Annotated in this window: 22 protein-coding genes; 4 read left to right on the forward strand and 18 right to left on the reverse strand. The window is 58.8% G+C overall.

What is annotated here, in order from left to right:
• Positions 1–78: 78 nt before the first annotated feature.
• The 5 genes from B7E11_RS02860 to B7E11_RS02880 all read right to left on the reverse strand — a co-directional run bounded on the left by B7E11_RS02860 (position 79) and on the right by B7E11_RS02880 (position 5,176).
• Positions 79–1,473: a UbiD family decarboxylase gene (locus tag B7E11_RS02860; RefSeq protein ID WP_080832117.1), complete on the reverse strand. Its 1,395-nt coding sequence runs from the start codon at positions 1,471–1,473 to the stop codon at positions 79–81.
• Between the two features lie 40 nt (positions 1,474–1,513).
• On the reverse strand, positions 1,514–1,858 hold the full coding sequence (locus tag B7E11_RS02865; RefSeq protein WP_080832118.1) for a cupin domain-containing protein: 345 nt from the start codon (positions 1,856–1,858) through the stop codon (positions 1,514–1,516).
• An 80-nt stretch (positions 1,859–1,938) separates the two neighbouring features.
• On the reverse strand, positions 1,939–3,378 hold the full coding sequence (locus B7E11_RS02870; RefSeq protein WP_080832119.1) for a 4-hydroxyphenylacetate 3-hydroxylase family protein: 1,440 nt from the start codon (positions 3,376–3,378) through the stop codon (positions 1,939–1,941).
• 485 nt (positions 3,379–3,863) lie between these two features.
• Positions 3,864–4,529 carry a GntR family transcriptional regulator gene (locus B7E11_RS02875; protein ID WP_176220579.1) on the reverse strand — a complete coding sequence of 222 codons (666 nt, stop codon included), beginning with the start codon at positions 4,527–4,529 and terminating at the stop codon, positions 3,864–3,866.
• A gap of 89 nt (positions 4,530–4,618) precedes the next feature.
• Positions 4,619–5,176, reverse strand: coding sequence for a GNAT family N-acetyltransferase (locus B7E11_RS02880; RefSeq protein ID WP_080832121.1), 558 nt, complete (start codon positions 5,174–5,176; stop codon positions 4,619–4,621).
• A gap of 279 nt (positions 5,177–5,455) precedes the next feature.
• Between B7E11_RS02880 and B7E11_RS02885 the strand changes: the two genes are divergently transcribed.
• Entirely contained in the window at positions 5,456–6,505 is a 1,050-nt protein-coding gene (locus B7E11_RS02885) for an NAD(P)/FAD-dependent oxidoreductase (protein WP_080832201.1), read from the forward strand.
• Positions 6,506–6,596: 91 nt separating this feature from the next.
• Here the strand turns inward: B7E11_RS02885 and B7E11_RS02890 are convergent, their stop codons facing one another.
• The 6 genes from B7E11_RS02890 to B7E11_RS02915 all read right to left on the reverse strand — a co-directional run bounded on the left by B7E11_RS02890 (position 6,597) and on the right by B7E11_RS02915 (position 9,896).
• The gene (locus B7E11_RS02890; protein WP_080832122.1) at positions 6,597–6,953 is read right to left on the reverse strand and encodes a hypothetical protein; all 357 of its coding nucleotides are present in this window, start codon (positions 6,951–6,953) and stop codon (positions 6,597–6,599) included.
• Between the two features lie 112 nt (positions 6,954–7,065).
• Positions 7,066–7,674, reverse strand: a complete 609-nt coding sequence (locus tag B7E11_RS02895; RefSeq protein ID WP_080832123.1) for a class I SAM-dependent methyltransferase — start codon at positions 7,672–7,674, stop codon at positions 7,066–7,068.
• A gap of 3 nt (positions 7,675–7,677) precedes the next feature.
• Complete coding sequence (locus tag B7E11_RS02900) at positions 7,678–8,127, reverse strand: PH domain-containing protein (RefSeq protein ID WP_080832124.1); 450 nt, start codon at positions 8,125–8,127, stop codon at positions 7,678–7,680.
• A gap of 21 nt (positions 8,128–8,148) precedes the next feature.
• On the reverse strand, positions 8,149–8,658 hold the full coding sequence (locus B7E11_RS02905) for a hypothetical protein (protein ID WP_139787050.1): 510 nt from the start codon (positions 8,656–8,658) through the stop codon (positions 8,149–8,151).
• Between the two features lie 14 nt (positions 8,659–8,672).
• On the reverse strand, positions 8,673–9,332 hold the full coding sequence (locus B7E11_RS02910) for an HD domain-containing protein (protein ID WP_080832126.1): 660 nt from the start codon (positions 9,330–9,332) through the stop codon (positions 8,673–8,675).
• 87 nt (positions 9,333–9,419) lie between these two features.
• Complete coding sequence (locus B7E11_RS02915; protein ID WP_080832127.1) at positions 9,420–9,896, reverse strand: GNAT family N-acetyltransferase; 477 nt, start codon at positions 9,894–9,896, stop codon at positions 9,420–9,422.
• A gap of 191 nt (positions 9,897–10,087) precedes the next feature.
• On the opposite strand from B7E11_RS02915, the gene B7E11_RS02920 reads away from it, so the two are divergent.
• From B7E11_RS02920 to B7E11_RS02930, 3 genes are all read left to right on the forward strand, one after another.
• Positions 10,088–10,942: a pentapeptide repeat-containing protein gene (locus B7E11_RS02920; protein WP_080832202.1), complete on the forward strand. Its 855-nt coding sequence runs from the start codon at positions 10,088–10,090 to the stop codon at positions 10,940–10,942.
• A gap of 83 nt (positions 10,943–11,025) precedes the next feature.
• Positions 11,026–11,748 carry an ABC transporter ATP-binding protein gene (locus B7E11_RS02925; RefSeq protein WP_080832203.1) on the forward strand — a complete coding sequence of 241 codons (723 nt, stop codon included), beginning with the start codon at positions 11,026–11,028 and terminating at the stop codon, positions 11,746–11,748.
• Positions 11,732–13,330, forward strand: coding sequence for a hypothetical protein (locus tag B7E11_RS02930; RefSeq protein WP_080832128.1), 1,599 nt, complete (start codon positions 11,732–11,734; stop codon positions 13,328–13,330). Before B7E11_RS02925 ends, B7E11_RS02930 begins: the two co-directional genes overlap by 17 nt.
• A gap of 115 nt (positions 13,331–13,445) precedes the next feature.
• Here B7E11_RS02930 and B7E11_RS02935 read toward each other — a convergent pair whose 3' ends face one another.
• The 7 genes from B7E11_RS02935 to B7E11_RS02965 form a co-directional block, all read right to left on the reverse strand.
• Positions 13,446–14,255, reverse strand: a complete 810-nt coding sequence (locus B7E11_RS02935; RefSeq protein WP_080832204.1) for an SDR family oxidoreductase — start codon at positions 14,253–14,255, stop codon at positions 13,446–13,448.
• Positions 14,256–14,520: 265 nt separating this feature from the next.
• Complete coding sequence (locus tag B7E11_RS02940; RefSeq protein WP_080832129.1) at positions 14,521–17,934, reverse strand: glycoside hydrolase family 44 protein; 3,414 nt, start codon at positions 17,932–17,934, stop codon at positions 14,521–14,523.
• A 587-nt stretch (positions 17,935–18,521) separates the two neighbouring features.
• Complete coding sequence (locus tag B7E11_RS02945; protein WP_080832130.1) at positions 18,522–20,534, reverse strand: sensor histidine kinase; 2,013 nt, start codon at positions 20,532–20,534, stop codon at positions 18,522–18,524.
• A gap of 239 nt (positions 20,535–20,773) precedes the next feature.
• Entirely contained in the window at positions 20,774–21,442 is a 669-nt protein-coding gene (locus tag B7E11_RS02950; RefSeq protein ID WP_080832131.1) for a response regulator transcription factor, read from the reverse strand.
• A gap of 155 nt (positions 21,443–21,597) precedes the next feature.
• Positions 21,598–22,818 (reverse strand): acyl-CoA dehydrogenase family protein, encoded by a 1,221-nt coding sequence (locus B7E11_RS02955; protein ID WP_240353205.1) that lies wholly within the window; start codon positions 22,816–22,818, stop codon positions 21,598–21,600.
• A 27-nt stretch (positions 22,819–22,845) separates the two neighbouring features.
• Positions 22,846–23,241 (reverse strand): hypothetical protein, encoded by a 396-nt coding sequence (locus B7E11_RS02960; protein ID WP_080832132.1) that lies wholly within the window; start codon positions 23,239–23,241, stop codon positions 22,846–22,848.
• Between the two features lie 1,106 nt (positions 23,242–24,347).
• Positions 24,348–25,250, reverse strand: a complete 903-nt coding sequence (locus B7E11_RS02965) for an aldo/keto reductase (RefSeq protein WP_080832133.1) — start codon at positions 25,248–25,250, stop codon at positions 24,348–24,350.
• Positions 25,251–25,304: the final 54 nt, after the last annotated feature.

The following is a 25,304-nucleotide window of genomic DNA, read 5'->3' on the forward strand; positions in this document are numbered from 1 at the left end:
TGCGCGTTTTCCGGCATTCCGGCCGCCCGGCGCCGGACGACGGCCGACTTCTCGCTAGCCGACTTCTCGCTCGGACGCTCAGTCGGTCTGCAAGTAACGCTTCGCCGTCTCGTCCGGCAGCCGCTCCAGCACCTTGCCCTTGGCGATGAACTCCTTCATGCCGGGAATGACCGTCACTTCGTAGTCCATCGGCTCGGCGTCGAGCGGCACCGTGCAGTCGAAGCCGAGCTTGGAGCCGACGCCGTTGTCGGTGGACGGATCGAGCTTCGAGCCGAGCGCGCCATGGACGACGACCAGGTCCTTGTCGGCCTGAAACCGCGTCGCCACGCACCAGTCCACCATATCCGAATCGAAAATATCGATTTCCTCGTCGACCACGATCACTTTTTTCACATCGTAGTGGCCCGCGAAGGCGGCGAAAATGGCGTTTTTCGCTTCTCCCTCGTTGCGCTTCTTCATCGATACGACCAGATGGAACCGGCACTTGCCGCCCATCGTCAGATGCACGTTGCGGATCGTCGACACCGTGTTTTGCATCGAACGGAGCAGCGACGCCTCGCGGGGAATGGCGCCGAGCAGCAAATTCTCGTCGGAGCCGGCCAGGCACGTTTGGTAGATCGGATCCTTGCGGTGCGTGACGCATCCGATCTCGATCACTTCTTTGTCGCTTTGCAGGCCGTAGTAGGCGGGGAATTCGCCGAACGGCCCTTCCGGCTCGCGAACGTGCGGCATGATTTTGCCTTCGAGCACGATTTCCGCGTCGGCCGGGACGTCGACATCGATCGTTTTGCATTTCACGACCGGAACCGGCTCCCCCTTGAGCGCGCCCGCGATTTCCAGCTCGTCCTGTCCGAGCGGAGCGATCGCCTGCGAAGCCAGCATCAGCACCGGATCGACGCCGAGGACGATCGCGATTTCGAGCGGCTCTCCTTTTTCCTCCTTCTTTTTGAAGGCGTTGTACGTATGCCGGGGAAGGAGCAGGGCGCCGAGCCGGTTCGGGCCGGACACCTGCAGCCGGTGAATCGAGACGTTCTGGATGCCGGTATCCGGATCCCGCACGATCGCGAGTCCCGCGGTGATATAAGGCCCCGAGTCCTTCTCCTGATGAAGCGAAATCGGGAATAAAGAAGTCAAATCGATGTCCTTGTCGATGACGATTTCCTGGACCGGAGCTTCTTCTTCCGCGACCTCCCGGGAAGGCAAAGGGTTGTCGATGGCATCCAGGAACTTCGGAATCATCTCATTCTCCGAGCAGCCGAGCGCCTGCGCGAACTGCGCCCGCGTGCTGGCGATGCCGGAGACGACCGCCATCCCGTACCCCTCCACCTGCGGGAAGAAGACGGCTTTGCTTCCGTCGTACTGCTTCGTGAAAGCGGAAATTTCGAACCTCGTGGAAACCGGCTTGTCCACGGTCGCAAGCTGGCCGCTTTCGTCCATATGCCGGATCCACGTTCTCAGCGTGCGTGATTTCATTTCGCTGGCACTCCCATAGGTTGAATTGGCTGTTTTCGCTTTACTTGGAGTAGTACCGTACCTCGAACGTCTTGCAGCCGTTCGGCGCGATCCACGGACCGTGCTTCATGCCCGGCGGGCGGCAGGCGACCATGCCGGCGGTGAATTCCTGATTGAGCGTCAAATCGATAAGGGAGCCTTCGATGATGTAAAGCTCTTCCCAAAAGTCGTGAATCTGCACGCCGTTCGGCGTCGTGTCCGTTCCCGGAGCGAAGATGAGGATTCGCGTCGCTACCCCGGTGTCCTCGTCTTTGGCGATGACCCGTTCCGACAGTCCTTCCACTTTCGTAAACGGTTTTTCTTCGAATTCGGTATAAGCGGTAAATTCCAGTTCGGGTTTTGCCATGTTCAAACACTCCCATTATTCAAAATTTTCAAACGGCGATAATGCCATTTGCGAATGATTCGGAATACGTTACGATTGACTTACGCCTCCGGCAAAGAATAGCTGCCGAGGAAGCGGTCGACGAGCCCGACGGCCTCGTCGTAGCCGTAGTTGCGGAACGCGTAGCCCTTCACCACGAACGGCGCTCCGTTGTAGAACATTTCGTACTGCTGGTGCCGGCCTCCGAACTCCGAGCCGATGATGTCCCACGCCAGCTTGAACAGCCGGATCCGCTCCTCCGACGGCGCCCCCGGCGACCGGATGTACCGGCGGATGTCGTCCCGCGTTTCCGGGGCGATCATCTCCTTGTACGACGACGGCACCTGCAGCACCCCTCCGCCGACCAGCTCCCGCAGGATCTTGATCACCGACGCGTACAGCGTGTCCTGCATCCCGACGACCGCGTACAAGTACCTCGCGTTCGGCCGCGCCACGCCGTTCTTGTCGATCACGCAGTCGTACTCCGACGCCTTCAGCATCCCTTCCACCTGCGCCGCCAGCGACGCCAGCTCTCCCAACCGCTCCTGCACCTGCGGGAACTTGTCGCTTCCGTTCATCATCGTCACTTTCCGCGCCACGCCGATCAGGAACTTCATTTTCGCCGTCAGCCGGATTTGCGCCTGGTTGTTTCCCATCACGTGCGCCGGCGTTCCGTGGAACTGCGCCCGCGTCGCTTCGATATCCCGGTACACGAAAACATGCTCCCACGGGATGAACACGTCGTCGAACACGACCAGCGCGTCGCTTTCGTCAAACTGCGTCGACAGCGGATAGTCGTACACGCTCGGCTTGTCCGCCGCGAAGCTCGGCCGCGCGTACAGCTTCAGCCCCGGCGCGTCCATCGGCAGCACGAACGAAACCGCGTACTCCTCGTCCCCCGGACGCAGCGGCGTGATGCAGCTGCAGAACAGGTAGTTCGACACCGCCGCGCTCGTCCCCAGCATTTGCGACCCGCGCACGACGATGCCGTCCTCCCGCTCCTCGCACACCCCGACCGGCAAAAACTTCTCTTCCTGCTCGTGCGCCGCCTTGCTCCGGTCGATTTGCGGCGGAATGATCACGTAGGTCACGAACTGGTCGTTGTCCCGCGCATACGTATAAAACTTCTTGACGTTCTCGTACCGCTCCCCGAACACCTCCGGCGCGCTGACGAACCCGGCGAGAAATCCCGCCACGTGGTCCGGGCTCCGCCCGACGAAGCCGCACGTCGCTTCCGCCCATTTCATCAGCGATGCTCTCCGCTCCGCCAGATCCTCGCGGCTGCGCGGAATCATGAAGATTTTGTTCGCTTCCGTTCCGTCCTCCGTCGTATACGTCATCCCGTTCGCCGGGTCCGCCGCCATGTCGTACAGTCCCGCGAACGTGTTCACGATGCCCGCGAACGCCGGATGGGTCGTGACGTCCTTTACCTTTTCCCCGCCGATATAGATCGTCCGGCTGTCCCGCAGCGAGTCGACGTACTGCTTGCCGCTTCTGACCATGCGCTCACTCTCCTTGCCGTTCCAGCGTGTTCTTTGTGTTGTGTGTAATGTGTTGTGTATGCACAAAATCCGCGTAAAATTCCCCTGCCAAACCCTGTCTTATCGTTATTGCTATGCTAGCATCATTCGTCGATTCATGTCAATAAACTTTACTTTATTCCCAGGAAAATGTCGAAAAAATAGACTTTAACGCCCGGTCATGTCATAGTTATCGCTTTCATGTTGAGAGGTCGGTTTCTCGCCTCATCAATCGGTCGGATCATCTCGAACGGCGTGTCAGCTTTTTTGAAAACGAGCATACGGGCTTGGCGATTGCAAATTAGGGAGTGCAGATTTTGGGTTGCAGGTTTTGCGGATTGGTGCCATTGCTTTTATAAAAGACGATAAGCAGGGCTTGGGGAGCAACGAACACGGTTCCCGTTCGATCGCTTGCTGAAAAGCCGGATGTAGCGGACGAGGAACCGTTTTTTTAGCCGGATCGTTGGTTACGGCTGCACATATAACGACTGCTTCGTTCGTTGCAAATGCTCGCTCATGGAAAGGACGGCTTGCTCCTCGTTCCCGTTCTCCATATTTTCGAGAATGGCCAGGTGCTCTTCCAGGACCTCTTCCATGCGGTTTCGTTTTTTGATCGCTTTCAGGCCGATCAGTTGGGACAAGTTGTGCAAGTTAAGCAAAATTTGTTCGATCAGCTCGTATTTCGAAAACTTCACCAGAGTGGTGTGAAACTTTTGATCGAGATGAATGAACAGCAGATCGTCCTCCGCCTGCATCGCCTCCCGCTGCTGGTCGCAAATGCTTTTCAACTGGGCCAGCTGCCTCGGCGCGAACTCGCGGGTGACTTTTTTGACGACTTCGCCTTCGATCGTGGACCGAAGCAAAAAAATTTGCTCGACCTCGCTCTCGGACACCTTCCGGATCGACATCCCTTTGCGCGGAATGACCGAGATCAGGCCTTCCTTGATCAAGTCCCGGAGCGCTTCGCGGACCGGCGTGCGGGAAGTGTTGAGCAATTCGGCCATCTGCACCTCGGTAAAAATATCCTCCGAAGAAATATGGCCGTTCAAAATGACTTTTTTGATTTCCGAATAAGCCATTTCCTTGGCGGTCGTCGGCTTATGAATCGGTTTTAGGTTGAACTTCTTCGTCATGAACCCGGCCATCATCCTTTCGTTGGTTTTATGTATACACAATACAGGGAAAACTTGTCTCAAGTCAACAGCATTTTTTCTGCCTCGGCTTAGAAAAAGACCGATTTCCCGTACCGTTCGTCGAACTCCCGCTTGGTCATTCCGAAGTAAATTTCGTCGTGGTACTCCCCGTTCGAATAGACCATGCTTCGGAGCGTTCCCTCCCGGACGAACCCCATTTTTTCGTGAAGGCGGATCGAAGCCCGGTTGAACGAATAGACGTGCGGCGTCGCCTTCTGGTAGTTCAGCTCGTGAAAATAATAGCGGACCACCCGTTCGATCATCTCGGCGGCATAGCCTTGCGACCGGAATTCCGGCAGCAGCGCGATGCCGTATTTGAAGGTACGGTTTCGTCTGTGGCAGGCGAACGTATTGATCGTTCCGACAAGCGCGCCGTCGTGCGTCTCGGCGACCAAGCGATAGGAATCGTCCAGTTTGGGCTTCAGCTCGCCCTCGAGCCAGCGGGCTTGCCGGTCTTCCGATTGGGGCAAATACACCATGTCCAAATTGCGGGAAACCTCGTCGTCGAACGCCTGGAACAAAGCGACGTCCGCGGGCGTCGGGACCCGGAGCAGGAGGCGTTCCGTTTTCCAATAGTCGGTTCTCATGCGTATCCTCTTTTCGTCGAATAGTTTTCTTCACGATACAGTCGAGGATATACGCAAAACATATCCTTTCTGCATCGCGACCCAAATCGACAATTTTTGTCAACTCCTTTAACTTCAACGCCGTTCCGCATTTATCCTGCCGGGAACAAAAGCGCGGCGGCGAAAGCCGCGTTTGACATTGAGAATGATTATCAATAAAATGAAGGGAGCATGAGGAACGACTATGCGGACCGGAGGTTTGCGGGCAAAGACGACCGACCCGGGGAGAGGAAACTGCACGTGAGCGAACAGCTGGACCTATTTGACGTAACGATAATCGGCGGAGGCCCGGCCGGCATGTATACGGCCTTCTATAGCGGAATGAGAGATTTGAAAACGAAGCTGATCGACGCCAACGAACGGCTGGGCGGAAGACTGCTGATTTATCCGGAGAAAATGATTTGGGACGTCGGCGGCCTTACGCCGACTTTGGGAGCCAAGCTGATCGAACAGCTGGTCCAGCAAGCGAAGACGTTCGATCCGACGATCGTGCTCGGGCAGCAAATCGTCTCGTTGGACCGCCGGGAGGACGGCACGTTTTTGCTGACCTCCGCGACCGGAGAACGGCATTGGACCCGAACGGTCGTGCTCGCGATCGGATACGGCATTCTGGAGCTGGCGAAGCTGGAGATCGAAGGCGCGGACCGCTTCGAGGTGACCAATCTGCACTATACCGTGCAGGGCTTGGAGGAATTCCGCGGCAAGCGCGTGCTGATCTCCGGCGGAGGCGATTCGGCCGTCGATTGGGCGAATGCGCTGGAGCCGATTGCCGCAAGTCTGACCGTCGTGCACCGCCGCGACCAATTCGGCGGACATGAGCGGAACGTGAAGAAAATGAAGTCGTCGGCGGCCGCGGTGCTGACGCCGTACGCGATCGAGTCGCTGCACAGCGCGAACGGCCGCGATATCCACCAAGCGGCGATCGCCCATATCGAATCGGGAGAACGGAAGCTGCTGGACGTCGACGCCGTCATCGTCAATCACGGACTGCGGTATAATTTCGGGCCGGTCCGGGATTGGGGCCTGGACATGGGCGATTGGAACGTGCACGTCAGCGGCAAAATGGAAACAAACATTCCCGGCGTATTCGCGGCCGGCGACTTCGTGAAACACGACAGCAAAGTCCATTTGATCGCCGGAACGTTCAACGACGCCGTGCTGGCGCTCAACAGCGCCAAGCTGTATATCGACCCCGAGGCGCCAAAGGTCGCCTACGTTTCCTCGCACAACGCGAAATTCAAAGAGCGGAACCGGCAGCTCGGCGTCGGCGTCGACGATGACGGGCATTGAGTCTCTCCGGCCGGACGGACCGCAAACGCGCTAACGGCTGTAGGCGGCCTTGTTTCGATGTTCCTGAGCTCTATTTTTCATGCTTAGGCGATTAGTGAGTTGCGGTGATCTTCCTCGCTTCGGACGAATCCCCTCCTGCTCGTTTTAAAGCAGCGAATGCGACGATAATACCAATCAGCGCGAACAGTGCCAGACTCTGCATGATGCGATGGAAGAGCAGCGGTTTCGCCAGATTCAGCAAAAAAGAACCCGCCAAAACGGCGAGGCCCCCGTATATGGCCCAGGTCGCCCACCATTTGGCCGCTTTTTGGCCTTCGGCCATTTCCGGGCCGAGAGCGGTCAACGGCATGGCAAAAGGGATAACCGAAGGCTTATACAAACAACCGGCGAAGACGGACAAAAGCGCCGCCGCTCGAAGCACTCGGGTGTGGCTGAATTTTGCCCGCATCCCCTACCCCCATTTTCGTTCAGGCCCGTTATTCACCCATAAAACGGAAACCAAAAGGCAAGAACGGCGTTCTTAAACTTTCAATCGGCGGAAACATGCCCAACCCCGCGCATTAGAGATGATGTCCCGCCGGCGCCTTTTCGAACATGCCTTCGATCATCACTTTCGTTTTGCCGTAATAATCTTCCGCGACCTCCCGCAGCGCTGCCTCTCTCCAGTCCGCGAACAGCTCTCTGCACGTTTCGGGGCGATAAAAATACCTCTCGATCGGATGCTCCTTCCCGGCGTCCTCGTCGTTGGCCGAATTGAGCCGGAACAGGATCGGGCCGCCGTTTTTCAGCAGTCGGCGAATATCGGCAAGGATTCGAATCATCGTCTCGTAACCGAAGTAATGCAGCGAAAGACTCGCGACCGCAAGATCGAACGATTCGTCGGGAAACGGAAACCTGTCGCGCGTATCGTGCAGGAGAAGGTTCGCGGACGGGAACGCGCTTTTTACCGCGGACAAGGCGGTTTCCGAAACGTCCGTGGCCGTAACCCGGTACCCGCAATCGACGAGAAAGGCCGTTTCCTTTCCGAGGCCGCAGCCGATTTCCAGCACGCTCGCGGCCGGATCGCGTCCCCGAATCGGCAAATACCGCCGGAGCCACGAGGAAGTCTTCGCGTTTCCGCCCTGCCGTATCCGGTCAAACACTTCGTTCCAATAAGAGGACGAATTCAAGTTTCACGCTCCTTCCCCGCCGTCATGCGCGACAATGCTCGCGTGCGGACAGCGCTTTTTCAACTCCGTCAAAAAAGCTTCCCGATCCAAAGGGGTAACGTGAATGGAATCGAACCTGCCGAAAAAAATTTCAAGGCGTTCGACGGAAGTGGCGGACGGAGCCGACAGCACGGACCGGATCGGCCGGACTTTCGTAATTTTGCCGTACGGGATCGATTTGGCGAACGGACCCACCCGGACGGTCAGCTCCGATTCATTTAGCGAATAGGAAACGCCTGCCCACAGCCAGACGCAAAATAAAGCAAAGCCGAAGCAGAATACGAAAACGATAGATTTTCCGACGATGCCTTTGCTCGCGTCCAAAAACGGAGGCACCCCGACGAACGCGACGAGCAGCGTGGTAGTCCACATGACGGCGGACATCCAGCGGTCCCTTTTCGGCGCAAACTTCATTCGCACTCTCCCTTCGAGGGTTTAGACGAGCGGCCCTTCGATCGGCTCGCTCAAGATCAAGCGAAACCGAGCTGCTTCGGAATCGTGATTTTTGACATAGATGCGATACTCCCCGTCTTCGGGAACGGGAATGGCGACGGTTTCGGAGCCGTATTCGACGATTCGGCTGTAGATCCGTTCCGTCGCGACGGACATGATTCCGATTTCCAGCTTGCTTTCCGACTCGTTCTCGACGGAAAATTCGACGGTCTCGCCTTTCGTCCACGGGATGATCGCGAAATTGTTGCTTCTCTCCCCGCCGAGCCCGATCGACAAATCCTGACCGTCCATCGTTTCGATGCTGCCCGCTTCGATAACGGACTCCTCCGTCGCATGGGGGGCGGAGACGGACCTCGTCTCGCCGCCGGCGGCCGTCTTCTCTTCTCGCCCGTTCGCCGCCTTATCCGGAGAAGCGAGCGCCCAAACCAGGCCCGCTCCGAGAACGGCGATTGCGGCCGCGCTTGCGATCGCGGCGGTCATTTTCTTGCTCATGACGGTATCCCCTTTCAGCTTCGGCCTTCCCACTCCGACAAGAAGCGCTCCACGTATTGCTCCATATACCGGTGGCGTTCCTCGGCGATCTCTCTTGCGGAGGCGGTATTGATTTTGTCTTTCAGCTTTAACAGTTTCTCGTAAAAATGGTTGATCGCCGTGCTTTTGTCCCGGCGGTACTCCTTCGGGGTCATCGCGTCGCGGGGCGGGAGATCGGGATCGTAAATCGGATGGCCGATCCAGCCGGCGTACAGGAACGTGCGGGCGATCGCGATCGCGCCGATCGCGTCCAGCCGGTCCGCATCCTGCACGACTTGCCCTTCGAGCGTGCGCATCGGCGGATTGGCGCCCGCATTGTACGACATCGTCGCGATAATTTCGAGAACGTGACGGCGGCTCTCCTCATCCAGCGGTTGGCCGTCAAGCCAATCGTCCGCTTTTCGCAGTCCGCTCTCCTTGGATTCGTTGAGCTTCTCGTCCGCGACGTCGTGAAGCAGAGCGGCGAGGGCGCAAATAAAAGCGTCGGCCCCCTCCTGCGCCGCCAATCGCTCCGCCATTCGCACGACCCGGCGAACGTGCCACCAGTCGTGGCCGGTCGGATCGTTTTCCAGCTCCGTCCTGGCAAAGCGTTCGGCTTCTTCGAGGATGCGTTTATGTTCAACAAGGATTTCCATATCGATGTAAAATTCCTTTCCTCTCGGTTGGCCGGTTCGGCCTACTCCCATCATACCGGCAACGGCGCAGCGGCACAAACCCTGCGCTTACCCCGACTGGCGGGATGTAACGTTCCGCCGCAGTTCCAGATGCAGCAAAGGAAAAGGGCGGCCTGTCCCGTCCAGCTCCGAGCGCCCCGTTTGAACGAATCCGTATCGTTCGTAGAAAGAGCGGGCGCCTTCATTCTGCTCGTTCACGTCGACTTTAAGCGCGCTGCCTTTGATTTTCTCCGCATGTTCGATCAGCCGGGTGCCCGTCCCTTGTCCATGGTGCTCCGGGTCGACGAACAGCATCTCGATTCGGGTCCCGTCAAGTCCGATAAATCCGACGATCTCGTTCGACTCGTTCCGTTCGACCCACATTTCGACTCCCTCCAGGCCCCCGTTTTCCACGATGTTTCGATAAAACCCGATATCCTCCTCGGTCAAAAAACGGTGCGTGGCGCGAACGGCCCGGTGCCAGATTCCGGCCAACCGGCCGTAGCAGTCGCCCTCGCGAACTTCGACTCTTTCGATAGTTCTCATTCGAATTCCTCCTCGCAAAATCCGATGTAATCGTCGGACTAATCGACGGGCTCCATCCAAAATATCCCTGTTATATAATAGACGACCGCTTGCCGCCGCAAGTTTCATTGGAAGGAAACACCTTTTAATCTGTGGCGGATTTATCATAAGATGAAGTTATGGACACGAAGGAAACGGAAGGTATCGTAAAAATGGACAAGCAAACGTATACGGAAGCTTTTCAGGCCGACTGCGAAAACTGTTTCGGCCTGTGCTGCGTCGCGCTTCCGTTCGCGGCCTCGGCCGATTTCGCGATCGACAAAAACGCGGGGCAGCCCTGCCCGAACCTGCGCCCGGATTTCCGCTGCGGCGTGCACGACACCCTCAGGCAGCGCGGGTTTCGCGGGTGCACGGTTTACGACTGCTTCGGCGCGGGGCAGAAGGTATCGCAAATCACGTATGAAGGAAAAGACTGGCGGCAGGCGCCGGAAACGGCCAAGCAAATGTTCGAGGTGCTTCCGGTCATGTTTCAGCTGCACGAGCTGCTTCGGTATTTGGCCGAAGCGCTGGCGCTGGAGCCGGCCCGCTCCATCCATGACGAGCTTCGCGCCGCGTTCGACGCGACGGAACGCCTCACCTTCCTCGACCCCGGCTCGATCTTGAAGCTGGACGTCTCCGCGCACCGCGCGGAGACGAACGTCCTCCTACTGAAGGCGAGCGAGCTTGCGCGGGAAGACGCCCGGCGCAGGTTCAAGGAGCCTTTGAGGAATCCGAAAGCGGCCCGCCGGGGAGCCGACCTGATCGGAGCCAAGCTGAAGGGGGCCGATCTGCGCTGCGCCAATTTGCGGGGGGCGTACCTGATCGCGGCCGACCTCAGAGGGGCCGACTTGCGGGCGGCGGACCTCATCGGGGCCGATTTCCGGGACGCCGATCTCGGGGGAGCCGATTTGACCGGGAGTCTTTTTCTGACGCAGGCTCAGCTCAACGCCGCGAAGGGCGATGCCGGCACGAAGCTGCCGCCGTCGCTGGCGCGGCCGCCGCACTGGTCCGATACCGGGAGACGGTAATGTTGTCCCGCGTATCGCGCCTTATAAACGCGACCGATCGACCGATGTCCCGTAAAAAGAAGTATCGCATTCGAACGGAGGAGATGATTTGGCGCCTGATCCTGGACCATGTCGTCAAGCAATTCGGCGACAAGAAGGTGCTTCAAGGAGCCGGATTCACCTTTCAGAAAGGCAACATTTACGGCCTGCTCGGCCGAAACGGCGCCGGCAAGACGACGCTGTTCAATTGCTTGAGCGGCGAGACGAAGATGGACGAAGGAAAAGCGCTGCTGGAAGAGAACGGCCAAACGAGAGAGCTCCGCGAGCAGGATATCGGATACGTGTACTCGCTGCCGATCTTGCCGGAGTTTCTCACCGGGTACGAATTCGTCAGGTTTTTCATGGACATCAACCGGGACAAGGTGCAGCCGAACCAAAGCATCGACGAGTATTTCGAAATCATGAGCATCGCCAAGGAAGACCGGCACCGCCTGATCAAAGGCTATTCCCACGGGATGAAAAACAAGCTGCAAATGCTGCTGTTTCTGATCACGAAGCCGCCGGTCATTTTGCTTGACGAGCCGCTCACGTCCTTCGACGTCATCGTCGCGCTGGAAATGAAAAACCTGCTTCGCGGGATGAAGCAGGACCATATTTTGATTTTTTCCACGCATATTTTGCAGCTCGCTTCCGATTTGTGCGACGAGCTTGTCGTGCTGAACAACGGCCGCCTGTCGTCGGTTCCGTCCGATCTGCTGCGCAGCCCGGAATTCGAACGGAGCGTCATCGAGCTGCTGAAGGATGAAGGCCATGCTGAGGACGCTTAATACGCTGCTCGCGATCCGGACGTCCTCCGCCGCCAACCGGTTTTTCTATTATGTCAAGCGGCTTCCGCTCGTCGGCGGGCGGGTGTCGGACGGCGTTTATTCCCGTCTGAAGCTGAAAAAGGCGGCTTCCGTCGTCATGCTCGTTTTAAGCCTTCTGTGGCCGTTTTTGACGAAAATAGCTTATATGGGTCTGCTCGTCTATTTGCCGGTCGCCTTATGGGGGCAAACGCTTCCGCAGGAGGAACGGCTGCTGCTGTTTTACCATATTTTCGCCATGCTCAGCTTCGTCGTCGTCAGCTTCTCCAGCGCCACCGTTCTGGAGCCGAAACGGGAAAAATACATCGCGGTAAAGCTGATGAGGATGCCGGCCGGCCGTTACATGCGGACGTCGCTGACCTACCGGTACGTCTTGTTTTTCGTATCGTATGTGCCGGCCCTGTTTCTGTTCGCTTCCCTGCTTGGCGCAACCCTCTGGCCGTGTATCCTGCTGGCTGTATCGGTCGCCTTGTGGCGGGTGTTCGTCGAGTTTCTTCACCTGAAGCTGTTTGACAAAACCGGACACGTGCTGATCAAAAACAACGCGGTCGTTTGGCTGGCGATCGCCCTCGGCTACGCGGCCGCCTATTTGCCGATCCTGTTCCGGTTCGCGCCGCCGACCGGATCATTGCTCGTCAATGTGCCGGCAACGCTTGCGATTGCGGCCGCAGGCTTATACGCGACGGTTCGGCTCGCGCGCTACCGCGATTACGCGGGCGCGGTGGAAGCCGCCGCGAAGCGGGACGACCCGCTGCTGAATATCGGGCAGATGATGGCGGACGCGCAGAAAAACGAAGTCAAAACGAAGGAAAGCGACTTCTCGCCGAAGGCGCTGAGCAGCGACAAGTTTAACGGCAAGGAAGGGTATGCGTACCTGAACGCGCTGTTTTTCGCCAGGCATCGGAGCTTGGTCAACAAGCCCTTATACGTTCGGCTGGCCATCGTCGGCGCGCTGGCCGCGATCGGCGTCATTTTCGGAATCGCGTACCGCGAACATGCCGCCGCGCTGGACTTGGGGGCGCTTGTCCCTTACACGGCGATTTCGATGTTCGCCCTGTCGGTCGGAGAAAGGGTGTGCCGGGCGATGTTCTATAACTGCGATCTCAGCCTGCTGCGCTACGGCTTCTACCGGAACGCCGTCACGCGGCATTTCCGGATCCGCCTTGCCCGGATGCTCGGCCTGAATCTGCTGACGGCCGCCGCGCTCGGAAGCGCGCTGACCTTGTTCGCCTTGGCCGCCGGGGTGCCGATGGACCGGGATCTTCCCCTGCTGTGGATTCTGATTCTGTCGTTTTCCGTCTTTTATTCGGTCCATCATCTGTTCATGTACTACATCTTTCAGCCGTATACGACGGAACTGAATTCCAAAAATCCGTTCTATCACGTGATCAACTCGCTCGTATCGTCGGCCAGCGGATTCAGCATTATCTATCGGGGACCGGCCCAGGCGTTCGCCATCGCGATACTCGTTTTATCGCTCGCCTATTTGACCGCAGCCCTCATCCTCGTCCGGAAATACGGACACCGCACGTTCCGGGTAAAATGACGCCAAGGCGTTTGAAACCCGCCCTTCGGCGGCGGGACGCTTTCCGGATATCGCGAAAAAGAACTCCCGGTTTCGCTCTGCTAGCGGTCCGGGAGCTTCTTTTTCAACTATTTTTCTACAATAACGTTTCCGCGCCGTCGATAAAGATTTCCGTCCCCGAAATATGGCTGGACTGCTCCGAGGCGAGGAACAGCACGAGGTCCGCCACCTGCTCCGGCTTCCCCGGCCCGTGCTCCAGCGGCTGGTTGCCTTCCGGATATTCGACGGGGATGTCGATTTTATCGACCTGCTTCGTGCGATTCGTATTTTCGCCGATATGGGTCTCGATCGCTCCCGGGCAAATGACGTTGACGCGGATCTTGTAGCGGGCCAGCTCCAAAGCGGCCATTTTGGCAAAGGCGACCTGCCCCGCCTTGGAGGCGCTGTATGCCGCCATGCCGAAACCGGAAAATTTGCGGCTGCCGTTGACGGAACTCGTAACGATGACGCTTCCGCCCGCCTGCTTCATATGGGGGATCGCGTATTTGACGGTCAGAAACGTTCCCTTCAAGTTCGTCGCCAGCGTCTTGTCCCAGTCCTCCGGCTGCAGATCCTCGATCGGGGAGAGCGTTCCGTTAATGCCCGCGTTCGCGAACACGACGTCGATGCGGCCGAACCGGTCGACGGCCGTCCGAATCGCCTTCTCTACCCGCTGCGGATCCGATACGTCCGCGTCGACGAACAGGCTTTCCCTGCCCATCTCGCGAATTTCCCGTTCCGCCTTTTCGGTCCGGTTGTCGTTCAGATCGATGAGGCAGACGTCGGCCCCGTTGCGGGCCAAGTGAAGCGCGGCGGCGCGCCCGATCCCCGATCCCGCCCCCGTGATGACGGCTGTTTTGCCTTTCAGCCGAAGTTCGCCGGGTTCTCCCTGCCGATAGTTGTCCAAGTTGTTCACGCCGTTCCCTCCTTTGGGTTCCTTTACCCTGAATATAAGTCGTTATGTCCATTTTCAAACATTCGTAGTCAGTCGTCCTGGTTATAACGGAAAGTTTTCACTAACGTCATCAACCCGTTCGCTTGGCCTGTGATGTGTTCTGCGGCGTAACGATTTCCTCTACGGCGGCGCTCACTTCCATCGATTGCGCAAAAAAACGCCCCCTCCGCTTGATTGCGGAAGGGACGTTGCCGTTGTCCTTATTTGGATCTCCTATTTAATTTCCCTGTACGACAAGGAGCGTCGCGGAGCGCTTCGGCAGCTCCAGCGTAACGGACCCGTCCGCGCCGAGGGCGGCCCCGCCGATCGCGCCGAGCCGCTGCTTGGCGTCGAACCGGTACAGCTCGCCGGTCGCGCCGCCGGCCAGTCCGGTATTCACGGCGACATCCCTCGTCAACGTATCCTTGTTGAACAGAAGCACGTACGTCGTTCCGTCCGTCCCTTCGATCGCATAGGCGCCGACGGCGTCGAAGAGCGACGAGCTCGCCGCCACGCTGCTGCCTTCGATGCGCGAGCCGTTGCCGTCATAGTCGAGGTACAGCTTGAACGCATCCTCGATCGGAGTGCCGGCCCGGAAGTTGCCGAAACGGGTAGCCAGATCGACGCCTTCCCTGCCGAAGATGGCCAGCGCTTCCGCCTGGGCCAACCCGGCCGTAATGCCCGTGCCGTTGCCGAAGTTGTACTCGGTGATCGCGAGCTTCAGTTCCGGCATGTTGTTCGCGATGATTTCCTTCATCCGGGGAATCAGCCGGATCGGTTCCTGGATCCAGGATTGATCGACGAAGTTTTCGTCGTACAACGATTTGAGCGCCTGAAAGCGCCGCTTGGCCGCCAGCGGGCTCTCGTCTTCGGACGGAACCGCGGGCTCCTGCGAGTAGTAATGGATGTCCAGGTAATCGATCAGCCGGACGCCGGTATTCGCTTCGTGATTTTTTACCTGCTGCACGTACCATTCCAGGAACGGCGTGCCGCCGTGGGCCTGGCGGTCCGGTCCGTCGGCGCACGCGTCGGCCGAAGAATAGAAGTAGCCGCACCAGCCCCACGACACCGGTCCGAACAGCAGCGCGTCCGGATCGGCCTGCTTGATCGCCGAACCGTACGAAACCGTTTTTTCCCAGAGCTCGTCATAGGTCGGAGGTTCCGGGTGGACGTCGCGGTGCGTCACATGCCAAATTTCCGGCTCGTTGTCGAGCGCGTACATGCGCACTTTCCCATCGGTTCTTTCGTCGATATGCTGGATCCAGCCGGTCGCGAATTCCGTGCCGACCCGCTTCGACGTATCCGTCGGATCGTTGCCCGTGACGAGCGAGCCGTCCGGGCGAACGCCGTTGCCGGCATCCCGCAAATCCGGGGACCATTCCAGCTGCGAACCGTACTTTTCCTGCGAAAATCCGTAGCTGACCGTCCGGTCCTTCGGCGTCCAGCCGATCGTCGGAACCGTAATCAGCACGTTGTCGCCGCGCCCCAGCACCCGGTCAATGAACCGGTCGGACATCGAACCGTTCGGCAAGTCCTGCGGGTTGTCATTGTCGTAAGGATAATTGATATAGAACCAGTCGTCCGCCCGGTTGGCCGTATCCAGCTGCCAATTGTAACGCGTCGTCTGGTTGCCTCCCCAACGCTCGATCGGGAACGGCAGCGTCGAATTGGTCGGATGGTTATCGTCGAAATTGATGCCGTAAATATCGCCGCTGATCGGGTTTCGCTCCGACGCCTGGTCGACCGTCACCGTAATTTGCGGGAGCTCCGGTTCCGGCAAGCGTCCCGGGTTCGGATTGGCCAGCAGCGCGATATCGTCGATGTAGACCGCTTCCTGATCCTCTTCGGTGGCCGCCTGCACGATGAGCCCGTCGAACGAACCGCTCTCCAGTCCCAAATCCGCCATGCTGACCGTCACCTGGGTCCACTGCCCCGCGGGAATCGAACCGCCCGGCAGCAGCTCTCCGACGGGAACCGCGCCAAGCGACTGATTGCCGTCATAGACGTGAAACAGCAGCTCCTGCCCGCCGCCGCTGCCGCCATGAAGCCAGAACCGGAACCCGTAATAGCGTTCAAGGTCCCGCTTTTCGTCCCCGGAAATCCAGACGCCGTCCCAACCGTCCGGCTCGAACTTGATCGAGACGCCGCTTCGGGCCTGTTCGACGCTCGCGAAATCTTTCTCGTGCCAGCTGAAATTGTTGAATCCTTCCGCCAGCGCGTCGACGTACACCGGCTCCTCCTGCGTGCCGGTAATCTGAACATAGCCCTCCGCCGTAAAGGTTCGGTAGGAAGCGGTAATTTTGGCGATGCCCTCGGACAATGCGGTAAGCCTTCCATTTTCTACGGACAGAAGCTCCGGCCGATCGACCGACCATTCCGCTTCCTCCGTTACGACCGGCGTATCGCCGGACACGAGGAACGTTTCCGCCTCGATCCGCCGTTCCTCTCCCGGCATCATGACGAGGCGGGGCTGGCTCAGCCGCAGCTCGGCGACGGCGGCTTGCGCGGCTTTCCGGGAGGTAAGCGCAATATCGTCGATATAGATCGGCTCCTGCGCCCCGGGGGTGCCTCCGATCAGCCGGAAACCGTCGAACAGTCGGGCCGGAAGCTGCAGCTCGGCCAGATCGACCTCGACCGCCGCCCAGCTTCCGGCCGGCACGCCGTCGGGCAGCCAATTTTCCAGCGGAAGGGTCGCGGCGGCTTCTCCTCCGGCCGTTAGCACAAGCGTGACGGATTGGCCGCCCGTCTCTCCGCCGTGCACCCAGAAGCGAAGCTTCTCGTAATCGTTGACGGTCAGCAGTTGGCTGCTATACAAGTACAGCGCCTCGTCGCCGTCAGGCGTAAAGCGGATGGAGCGCGTGCCGGTCCGTCTGACTTCGCTTTCCTCCAGACTTGCCTCGCCCCAACTGTAATCGGTGACAAAATCCGCCAGCCGGTCATCGTACAAATAAACGCCTTCGATCGGTTCGATCGGTTCAACCGGTCCGGGATCTTCTCCGCCGGGATCTTCGCCTCCGGGCTCTTCCCCTCCCCCGGGTTCTTCACCGCCCGGGTTTTCGCCACCCGGCTCTTCGCCGCCCGGCTCTTCGCCCGGTTCGGCCGCGCCGGTAAAGCGCATCCGGTCGATGAAAACGGGCGACTGCGCTCCCGAGCCCCAAATCTGGATGCCGTCCAGCAAGCCTGTCGCTCCGGCATCCGCAAGCGGCACGATCACTTCCGTCCACTCGCCCGCCGGCACGCCGTCCGGCAGCAGGCTTTCGGAAGCGAGCTTGACGATTTCATGTCCGCCCAACGTAAAGGCCAGCGCGAACGATTGGCCGCCGCTCTCTCCGCCATGCAGCCAAAATCTGAACTCGCCGTAATCGCCGGCATTCATGACGCGATCTTTGTACAGATAGATTGCCTGTCCTTCATTTGCCTCGAAGCGTATGGAACGGCTTCCTTCATACACCGTCTCCGTTTCCTCGAGGCTTACGCCCGACCAGCTGTAGTTATAAAACGATTCCGCCAGTTCGTCTGCATAAACGCTCAACTCCGCAGCCTGCGAACCGAACGTGCGGCTTGCCGGTATGGCGAATTGCGACAGCAGCAGCGCCGCGATAAGAGCAACCGCCCATACCGGGCGTCTTCCTTTCCCGATCCTCTCTCCCATGTCCAGAACTCCATTCCGTCGATTGATTGTACCCCGTTGATTGTAAAAAAACGCAGGCCGCGGCAATAGTTACAAACCGTCATCTTTTTTGTCATCCGAGTCATAAGCTTGCGACGAGCCGATGTCTCGGATTGCATTTAAGGGCGCCAAAACGGCGGTCTAAGAACAAGCAAATTACCCCCGACAAAGGCGACCGTCGTCGGCCGCTCAAGCATGCGCATGGCGGGGCCGAGATGAGTCGCCACGACTCATCTGGATCGTTAGCGGACGTGCGGAGGCGGCGAGACGAGTCATTTTTACGCAACTGCTCGCGGCTGTTTGCACATGGCGGGGCGAGATGAGTCGCCACGACTCAACCGAGCCCGTAGCGGACGTGCGGAGGGCCGAGCCGGCTGTCGGAGCGGATGGGGGAGATGTCGCAGGAATCGAGCGGTGAAGATTTTAAACAATCCTTCGTGCAAAAAAAAGCCGCTCCGCGTCCTCCCGCCAGGGAGCCGCGAAAACGGCGATTTTCGGCTTGCGGCCGTATTGGCCGTTCATTTCTTTTCCGGGTCGCGTTCCTGCCTGCCGATCAAAGCTGCTGGCTCCTAAGCTGACAGCGGAATGACGATGGCCAGCTCGCAGCCGGCCGGCGAGCCGTCCGGGGCGGCGGACGAACGAATCGCGACCGAGCCTCCCAGCAGTTCCACCCGCTCCATCATCGCGGTCAGACCGAAGCCCGGCGTTTCCGAACCGAACGGAAGCCCGTCGTTGACAAGCCGGAACATCAGCTTCCCGTCGGACGTTCGAAGCGTAAAACGGAAGCGTTCGCCGCGCCCGTGACGGATTCCGTTCGTCAGCCCTTCCTGCAGCGCATGGTACAGCACGCCCTCCGTCACTTTGCCCAGCGGCAGCTCCGGCGGCAGCGAAATCTCGCTGTCCACCTTGATTTCCATCGTATCCTCCGTATATTGGATCAGCTCGCGCAGCGACGCCTCCAGCGGAAGCGGCTGCTCCTCGTCAGACTTCATCAGCCTGACCGCTTTCCGAATGTCGTTCAGCCCCTTGCGCACGAGCTCGCTTAGCAGCTCCAGCTTCTCCTGCTGAATGCTTCCTTCCCGGGCGGTCAGCTTTTTCGTCGCTTCCAGCTGCACGATCGCGGCGGTCAGCGTATGCCCGACCACATCGTGCATTTCGTAGGAGATCCGGTTCCGTTCCTCCAGCACCGACATTTCCGCCAACGTTTCCGCCTTTTCGCGAAGCGTGACGGCCAAAGTGCGGTTGGCCTGCTCCAGCTCGGCCGTTCTCTGCTCGACTAGATCTTCCAGATTGCGATGGAAGTGCTCCAATTCCTGATTTTTGACCAAAAGCTCGGCCGCGCTGCGCTCCGCCTCCAGGTGAACCCGCCGCACCCGGCTGACCAGCACCATCGCCATGCAGATTATGAACAGAAACAGGCTGTTCGGCATCAACCCTTCGATAATGCGGTAAAGATAAGTCCGCGAGTTGAGCAAGACGGTCAGCAGATCGGGAAACAAGTTCGAGATAAGACTGAGGCTCGCGAACGGCATAAACGTCCAGTAGCCCCGCATAAGCCATTGCCGCTCCAGCAGCATGCCGGGCGGCACCTCCTTCATCGCGGCCCAGGCCTTCCTCCCGGATTGCAGGGCAAGCACGCACGAGACGACCGAAAACATAATCACCACCGCAATCGCAACGCCCGCGAACGTGTACTTCTTGTACCATTCCGGAAACCCGATCGCGCAGACGACGACGCTGGCAATCAAAACCGTCAAAGCGACATGCGCGATCCGGACAAGCCGCTTGTCCACAGTTGGAAGCGCATTGCCGTAAAACCCGATGCCGGCCCATACGGAGATCGGAACCAGCATCAACTGCCAGTAATAGATCTCCTTCATTTGGACGAACCATTGCAACGAGCGGCAGGAAAGCAAAAAGCTGAAGCCGATGGCCAAAACGAACAAAGAGAACCAGCCGAACAGCGCCTCCCTGCTTCGCAAGAACAGCGCCAATCCGACGATGCCGGCCGTAATGCCCAGGATCGAATAGACGATGTAGGAAAGCTCGGCCTTGATGAGCGCATACAGGATTTGATCCGGCTCGCCGGCAAGCGCCAGATCGTTGCCGAACAAGGGTTCCGCCGTCCACTCCGTCCGGATCAGCAGCGTCTTTCCCTCGTCCTGCGGACTGACCGGAACGGGATGAAACACTTTCATGCCATTGATATGACGCCGGTTCTCGTCCATGTTAAACCGGTACAGCAGGTTCCCGTCCAGATACGCTTCAAACCGGTTCATCATGGAGAAAAAAAGATACGGACTGCGCCAGTCGAGCTCCGGCAGACTGCGCTGCAGCCACACCGTCCCCCGATATTGCCCCATAGCGGCCCTCGTGTCGGCGTTCAAGGGCGTCCAGTCGCCCGGAGAAGGTTTTTCCGTACCGAAGGCGATCTCCCAATGCTTTACAAGCGTTACAAAAGCTTTGCGGTCCCCGGTCATCCGGTCTTGCCGCTCCACCAGAAGCGCCGGAAGAAAGGCGCAGATAATAATGGCGCAGAAGAGGCACCAGATCAGAAGGGAAACGCGTTGCCTTTTTTTCATAGCCACCGCAGGCTCCTTCGCGCGGAGAACATACCGCTCCGTCGCGTTTCATACATGCAGTTTAACATAGAACCGCACCGGACAAGCAGGCTGTCATGCAGAACATGACAAATATGACAAAAATCATGACTCCCGTCACCTAAACGACGGCCGACGTTCAGACACCCTTCCGATAGCGGAATGGAGAGCAAGGCAAAGCAGCCCCCGCATCGCGGCGAACGCGACGGGAGGCTGTCTGGCTAAAGCAAGGTCTTCAGCATCGGCTTCAGCATGGCGATCGCGGCCTGCCGGTCGCTCGTGCCGAGCTTGTTGTAAATGACGCTCACGTAGTTGCGGACGGTCCCTTCGCCCATCTTGAGCGAAGAGGCGATTTGGCGGTTCCCATAGCCTTCGATCATGAGCATAATAATGTTCCGTTCGCGCTCCGTGAATGCAAGGTTCGCTTCCTTCAGCTTGTCCTCGTCGAATGCGTCCCTCCTGCCGCCGGACATGACGGCCGCCTTGGCGGCGAGCCTCGAAGCGATCGGAGCCGGCAGGATGACCCCGCCGTTCATCGCCTCGCGAATCGTCTGCACGATTTGCCGCGAAGGCATGTCTTTCAGCAGGAAGCCGTCCGCCCCGCCCGCCATCGCATCGACAATAAACTGGTCCTCGGCAAACGTGGTCAGCATCAGGACGACGGTGCCGGGGAGCTCGCGCTTGATGGTTTTCATCGCTTCGATTCCGTCCATCCCCGGCATCTTGATGTCCATCAGCACCACATCCGGCCGGTGCCGCCCGGCTGCGGCGACCGCTTCCGCGCCGTTCTCGCACAAGGCCGCGACCCGAAAACCTTCTTCCATCTGAAGGATCGTCTGCAATCCTTCCCGCAGCAGCCGCTGATCGTCCGCAACTACAATCGATATCATCGCGTCGCCACCTTGTCTCTCTCGGTTCGCTCCATTTCCTAGATAAAGTGTAACAAACCGTCATCTGCCCGTACAGCCCTATTCACGATCCCGTGACGGCCATGACAAAAATCGTGACGGGACGTCATCCGCCGATTCGGCGGGCGGCCGTCCGTTCAGGGCCGCTCCCCCCGCGCCCGCTCGATTTCGGCGATCGCGTGCTGATGCAGCACGCGGAGGGCGCTGTCCTCCATCGGCGGATTGCTAAGACCGAACCTTACGTCCCGGTACAGCCGCTGCAGCGGGTGGGATAACGCGAGGCCATGAGCCCCCGCGATGCGAAGCGCCTTGTCCACGACCGACAGCGCCGTCCGGATGGCGAATACTTTGACGGCGTTCAATTCCGGTATCCACTGCCGAGAATCGGCGACGGGCTCATCCCAGCGGGAAGCGACGGAGTAGAGGAAGTGCCTCGCCGCGGAAAGCTCCAGATCGATCTCCCCGATCAGCTGGCCGATGTTCGGCGCGTACAGAATCGGCCGGTCCAGCGAATTCGGCTGATAATCCGCGGCAAAGGCGAGCGCTTCCGCCCTCGCCGCCAGCGCGATGCCCAGGTAACAGGCGGGAATATGCAGGAGGAAGGGACTGGCGGACTGGCCGTCCGAATCCGCGTAGCGATGGACAAGCGCTTCGGCCGGCACGCGGACGTCCTCCAGTACGAGATCGTGGCTTCCGGTGCCGCGCATGCCCATCATGTTCCAGGTCGGATCGACCGAGACGCCGGGCGTCGACATCGGAAGCAGGAAGTCCGCCTTCGTCCCGTCCTCCTGCAAGGTTGCCGTTACGATGACGAGATCGAGCACGGGCGACAGCGTCGTAAACGTCTTGCGTCCGTTCAGCGCATAGCCTTCCGCCGTCGCGACGGCCGACGTAAGCATCTTCCCGCCTCGCGACGGACTTCCGGAGGTTTTCTCGGTAACCGCCCGGTTCGTCAAGGCACCCGTTGAAACCGCGGCCCGGAAAAGCTTGCCGAGCGCTTCTTCCTTCCAGGGCCTTTTGTGCGCCAGATCGTAGACGATGCCAAGGTGCCAGCCTATGCCCAACGCGATCGCGGGATCGCCTTGCGCCAGCCGCTCCTGGTACAGCACGAACTCGTAAAGCGTAATCCCGGCTCCGCCGTATTCGGCCGGCACCGTCCAGCCCGGATACCCCGCTTCCTTCAATTTTTCGATATGGCCGAAGTTGAAGCCGTTTTCCTCATCCGTTTCGTGAGCGCCCCGCTTCATTTCATCCGCCAGTCTTCCGACCAGCTCGAGACGCTCCCGCTGCGCTTCCGATTTCGCGAAGCTGACGTTCATCCGCATGACCACGCCTTTCGTTCCGCAGGGCTCGTTCATTCCAGCCGGACTCATTCGATTTCGAGCCTACACCTCCGGCGGTCGTTCGTCAAGGCGGGCCTCGACCGGCACTTTGTACAAAACATATTTTGCCGTCCAATTCGTTCCCGTTACGATCGTCCGCCCGTTCTTTTGAAAAAAGAGGCTGGAGCCCTCATCGTAATCATATGTATATCCCCGGCTTTCCATATGGTCGATCACCCGGTTTCTTCCGTCCAGCCGGTTCCCTTTGTGGCCCAGCCAATAGAAGCTGCCGTCCGACGCCAATTCGATCAGCTCGCCTCCGCTATTTTCCAGCTTTTGAATCGCTTCCTTTTTCGAACCTCCGTCGTAGGGAAGGTCCGGGTAATAAGCTTTCCCGAAATACACCCAAAAACCCGCGAACGCCATGGCTGCCCACAGCCCGACGGTTACCCTGAACAAGATCTTCCTTACTCTTTCGATCCCCGATCACATCCCGCGCCAGAATAGATATGCTCTTTAACCAGTATAGATTTGCTCTTTAAATGGACGCTTCAAATTCACGGGGGGTTGCAACTCGCCGGACGTGGCCTGGTGGAGGGGGACACTGGCGGTTCGTCCCCAAGTAGCGTTTTCGCGTTTTCGCGTTTTCGCTCGGATCATACGGTACGATAAAAAAATGCACCGTCATAGGCACGGAAGCACCAGATGAAGGGGGAGGGTGTACGAAATATCATACAAAAGCGTGCACAGAACCGCCTGGCGGGGCGATTTTGTAGGAAAAATCGTACAAATACCACCGGGAAACGGCAAATGCGAGGGGTTTTGTACGAAATATCATACAAAAGTGTTCATAGAACCGCCTGGCGGGGCGATTTTGTAGGAAAAATCGTACAGTTGCCACCGGGAAGCGGCAAATGCGAGGGGTTTTGTACGAAATATCATACAAAAGTGTACGCAGAACCGCCTCTCGGGGCGATTTTGTAGGAAAAATCGTACGGGTTCATGGATAAGCGGATGGATGGTGCGGTTGCCCCTCGCGCATTCCGTCACGTTACAATTGGAAAGAGAGGTACCGCCACTCGTTGGAATCCCCCTTTCGGACCACATGCAGCTCCCAGCGGCGCGGCGTTCGCTATTTCGAGACCATATACTAGGTTGCCGCCGCCGATTAGGCTTCGTTGGATTTTGTCCAGCGAAAAGAGAGGTTTTCGGGCTCCTCGCCGCCCCGGTTGGATTTCATCCAATCAAGGGACGCCTTTTGGGGCTTTTTATCCGGAATCCCCATTCCCCGTTGGATAAAATCCAGCGTAGCCTGCTTCTCTCGCCTTTTTCGCTCTGCCGGTTGGATAAAATCCAACGAAGGCGAAGAAGGGAGGGGGTCGGGTTTGGGTTCGGAGTTTGGGTTCGGAGTTTGGGTTCGGAGTTTGGGTTCGGAGTTTGGGTGAAAGAACCCTAACCTTTCAGGCAAGTGCAAAAGCCGCAAACCGCAGTCGGCTTGCGGCTTGCGGCTTGCGGCTTACGGCTTGCGGCCTTCGGCCTCGATCCCCTATGCTCGCCGCCTCCAGTCAGCGGTGCAGCGCGTACACGTTCGCCTTGCTGAGACGGTGCACGGTCCGCACCTCTTCCTCCGTCAGCTCCGGCGCGTTCGCCGCCGCGACGTTCTGAAGCAGCTGCTCGCGCGAGCTGGCTCCGGGGATGGCGACGGCAACCGCCGGATGGCTCAGCGAATAGCGGATGGCAAGCTGCGTGAGGCTTCTTTCCGGCGTCGTTAGAGCCTCAAGCCCGTCGCGAAGCGCGATCAGCTCCGGGAGCTCGTAGTCCGGCACGCCTTTGACGGGCTGCCGATTCGCCGCAAGCGCTCCGCTCGCAAGCGGACCTCTGGCGATAACGCCGATCCCTTTTTCCTCCAGCAACGGCAGCACGGCCTCTTCGGCCCGGCGGTCTACGATGCTGTACGGGTTCATGACGCTGACCGCCGAAGAGCGCGCCGCATATTCCCGAATGACGTTCGGGCGGATCGAGGAAATCCCGTACTCCCGGATGACGCCTTCCCGCTTCAATTGCTCGAACGCCTCGATCGTCTCGTCGATCGGATCGTCGATCGTCCCCCCATGAAGCTGATACAAGTCGATGTAATCCGTGCCGAGTCTGCGCAAGCTCTCTTTAACGGCCGACAGAATATGCTTCCTTGACGGATCCCAGACCCAGCCGTCCTGCCCGGCGATCCGGCGGTTGCCAACCTTCGTGGCCAGCACCACCCGATCCCGCCGGCCCCGGATCGCCTTGCCGACCAGCTCCTCGTTGCGTCCTCCGTCATACAGATCGGCAGTATCCAAAAAATTGACGCCCAGCTCCAGCGCCTCGTGGACAAGCGCCGTCGCTTTCCGTTCCTCCGTGCCCAGCGACATGCAGCCGAGCCCGATTTCGCCGACGATCAGTTCGGAAGCGCCCAGACGATTTTTTTTCACGAGCGGCCGTCTCCTTTGCTTCGAGTTTTTTGATCTGCTTTAAGCTTAGGAGGT

Source organism: Cohnella massiliensis (assembly GCF_900169535.1).
In the GTDB taxonomy this organism is placed as follows: domain Bacteria; phylum Bacillota; class Bacilli; order Paenibacillales; family Paenibacillaceae; genus Cohnella; species Cohnella algarum.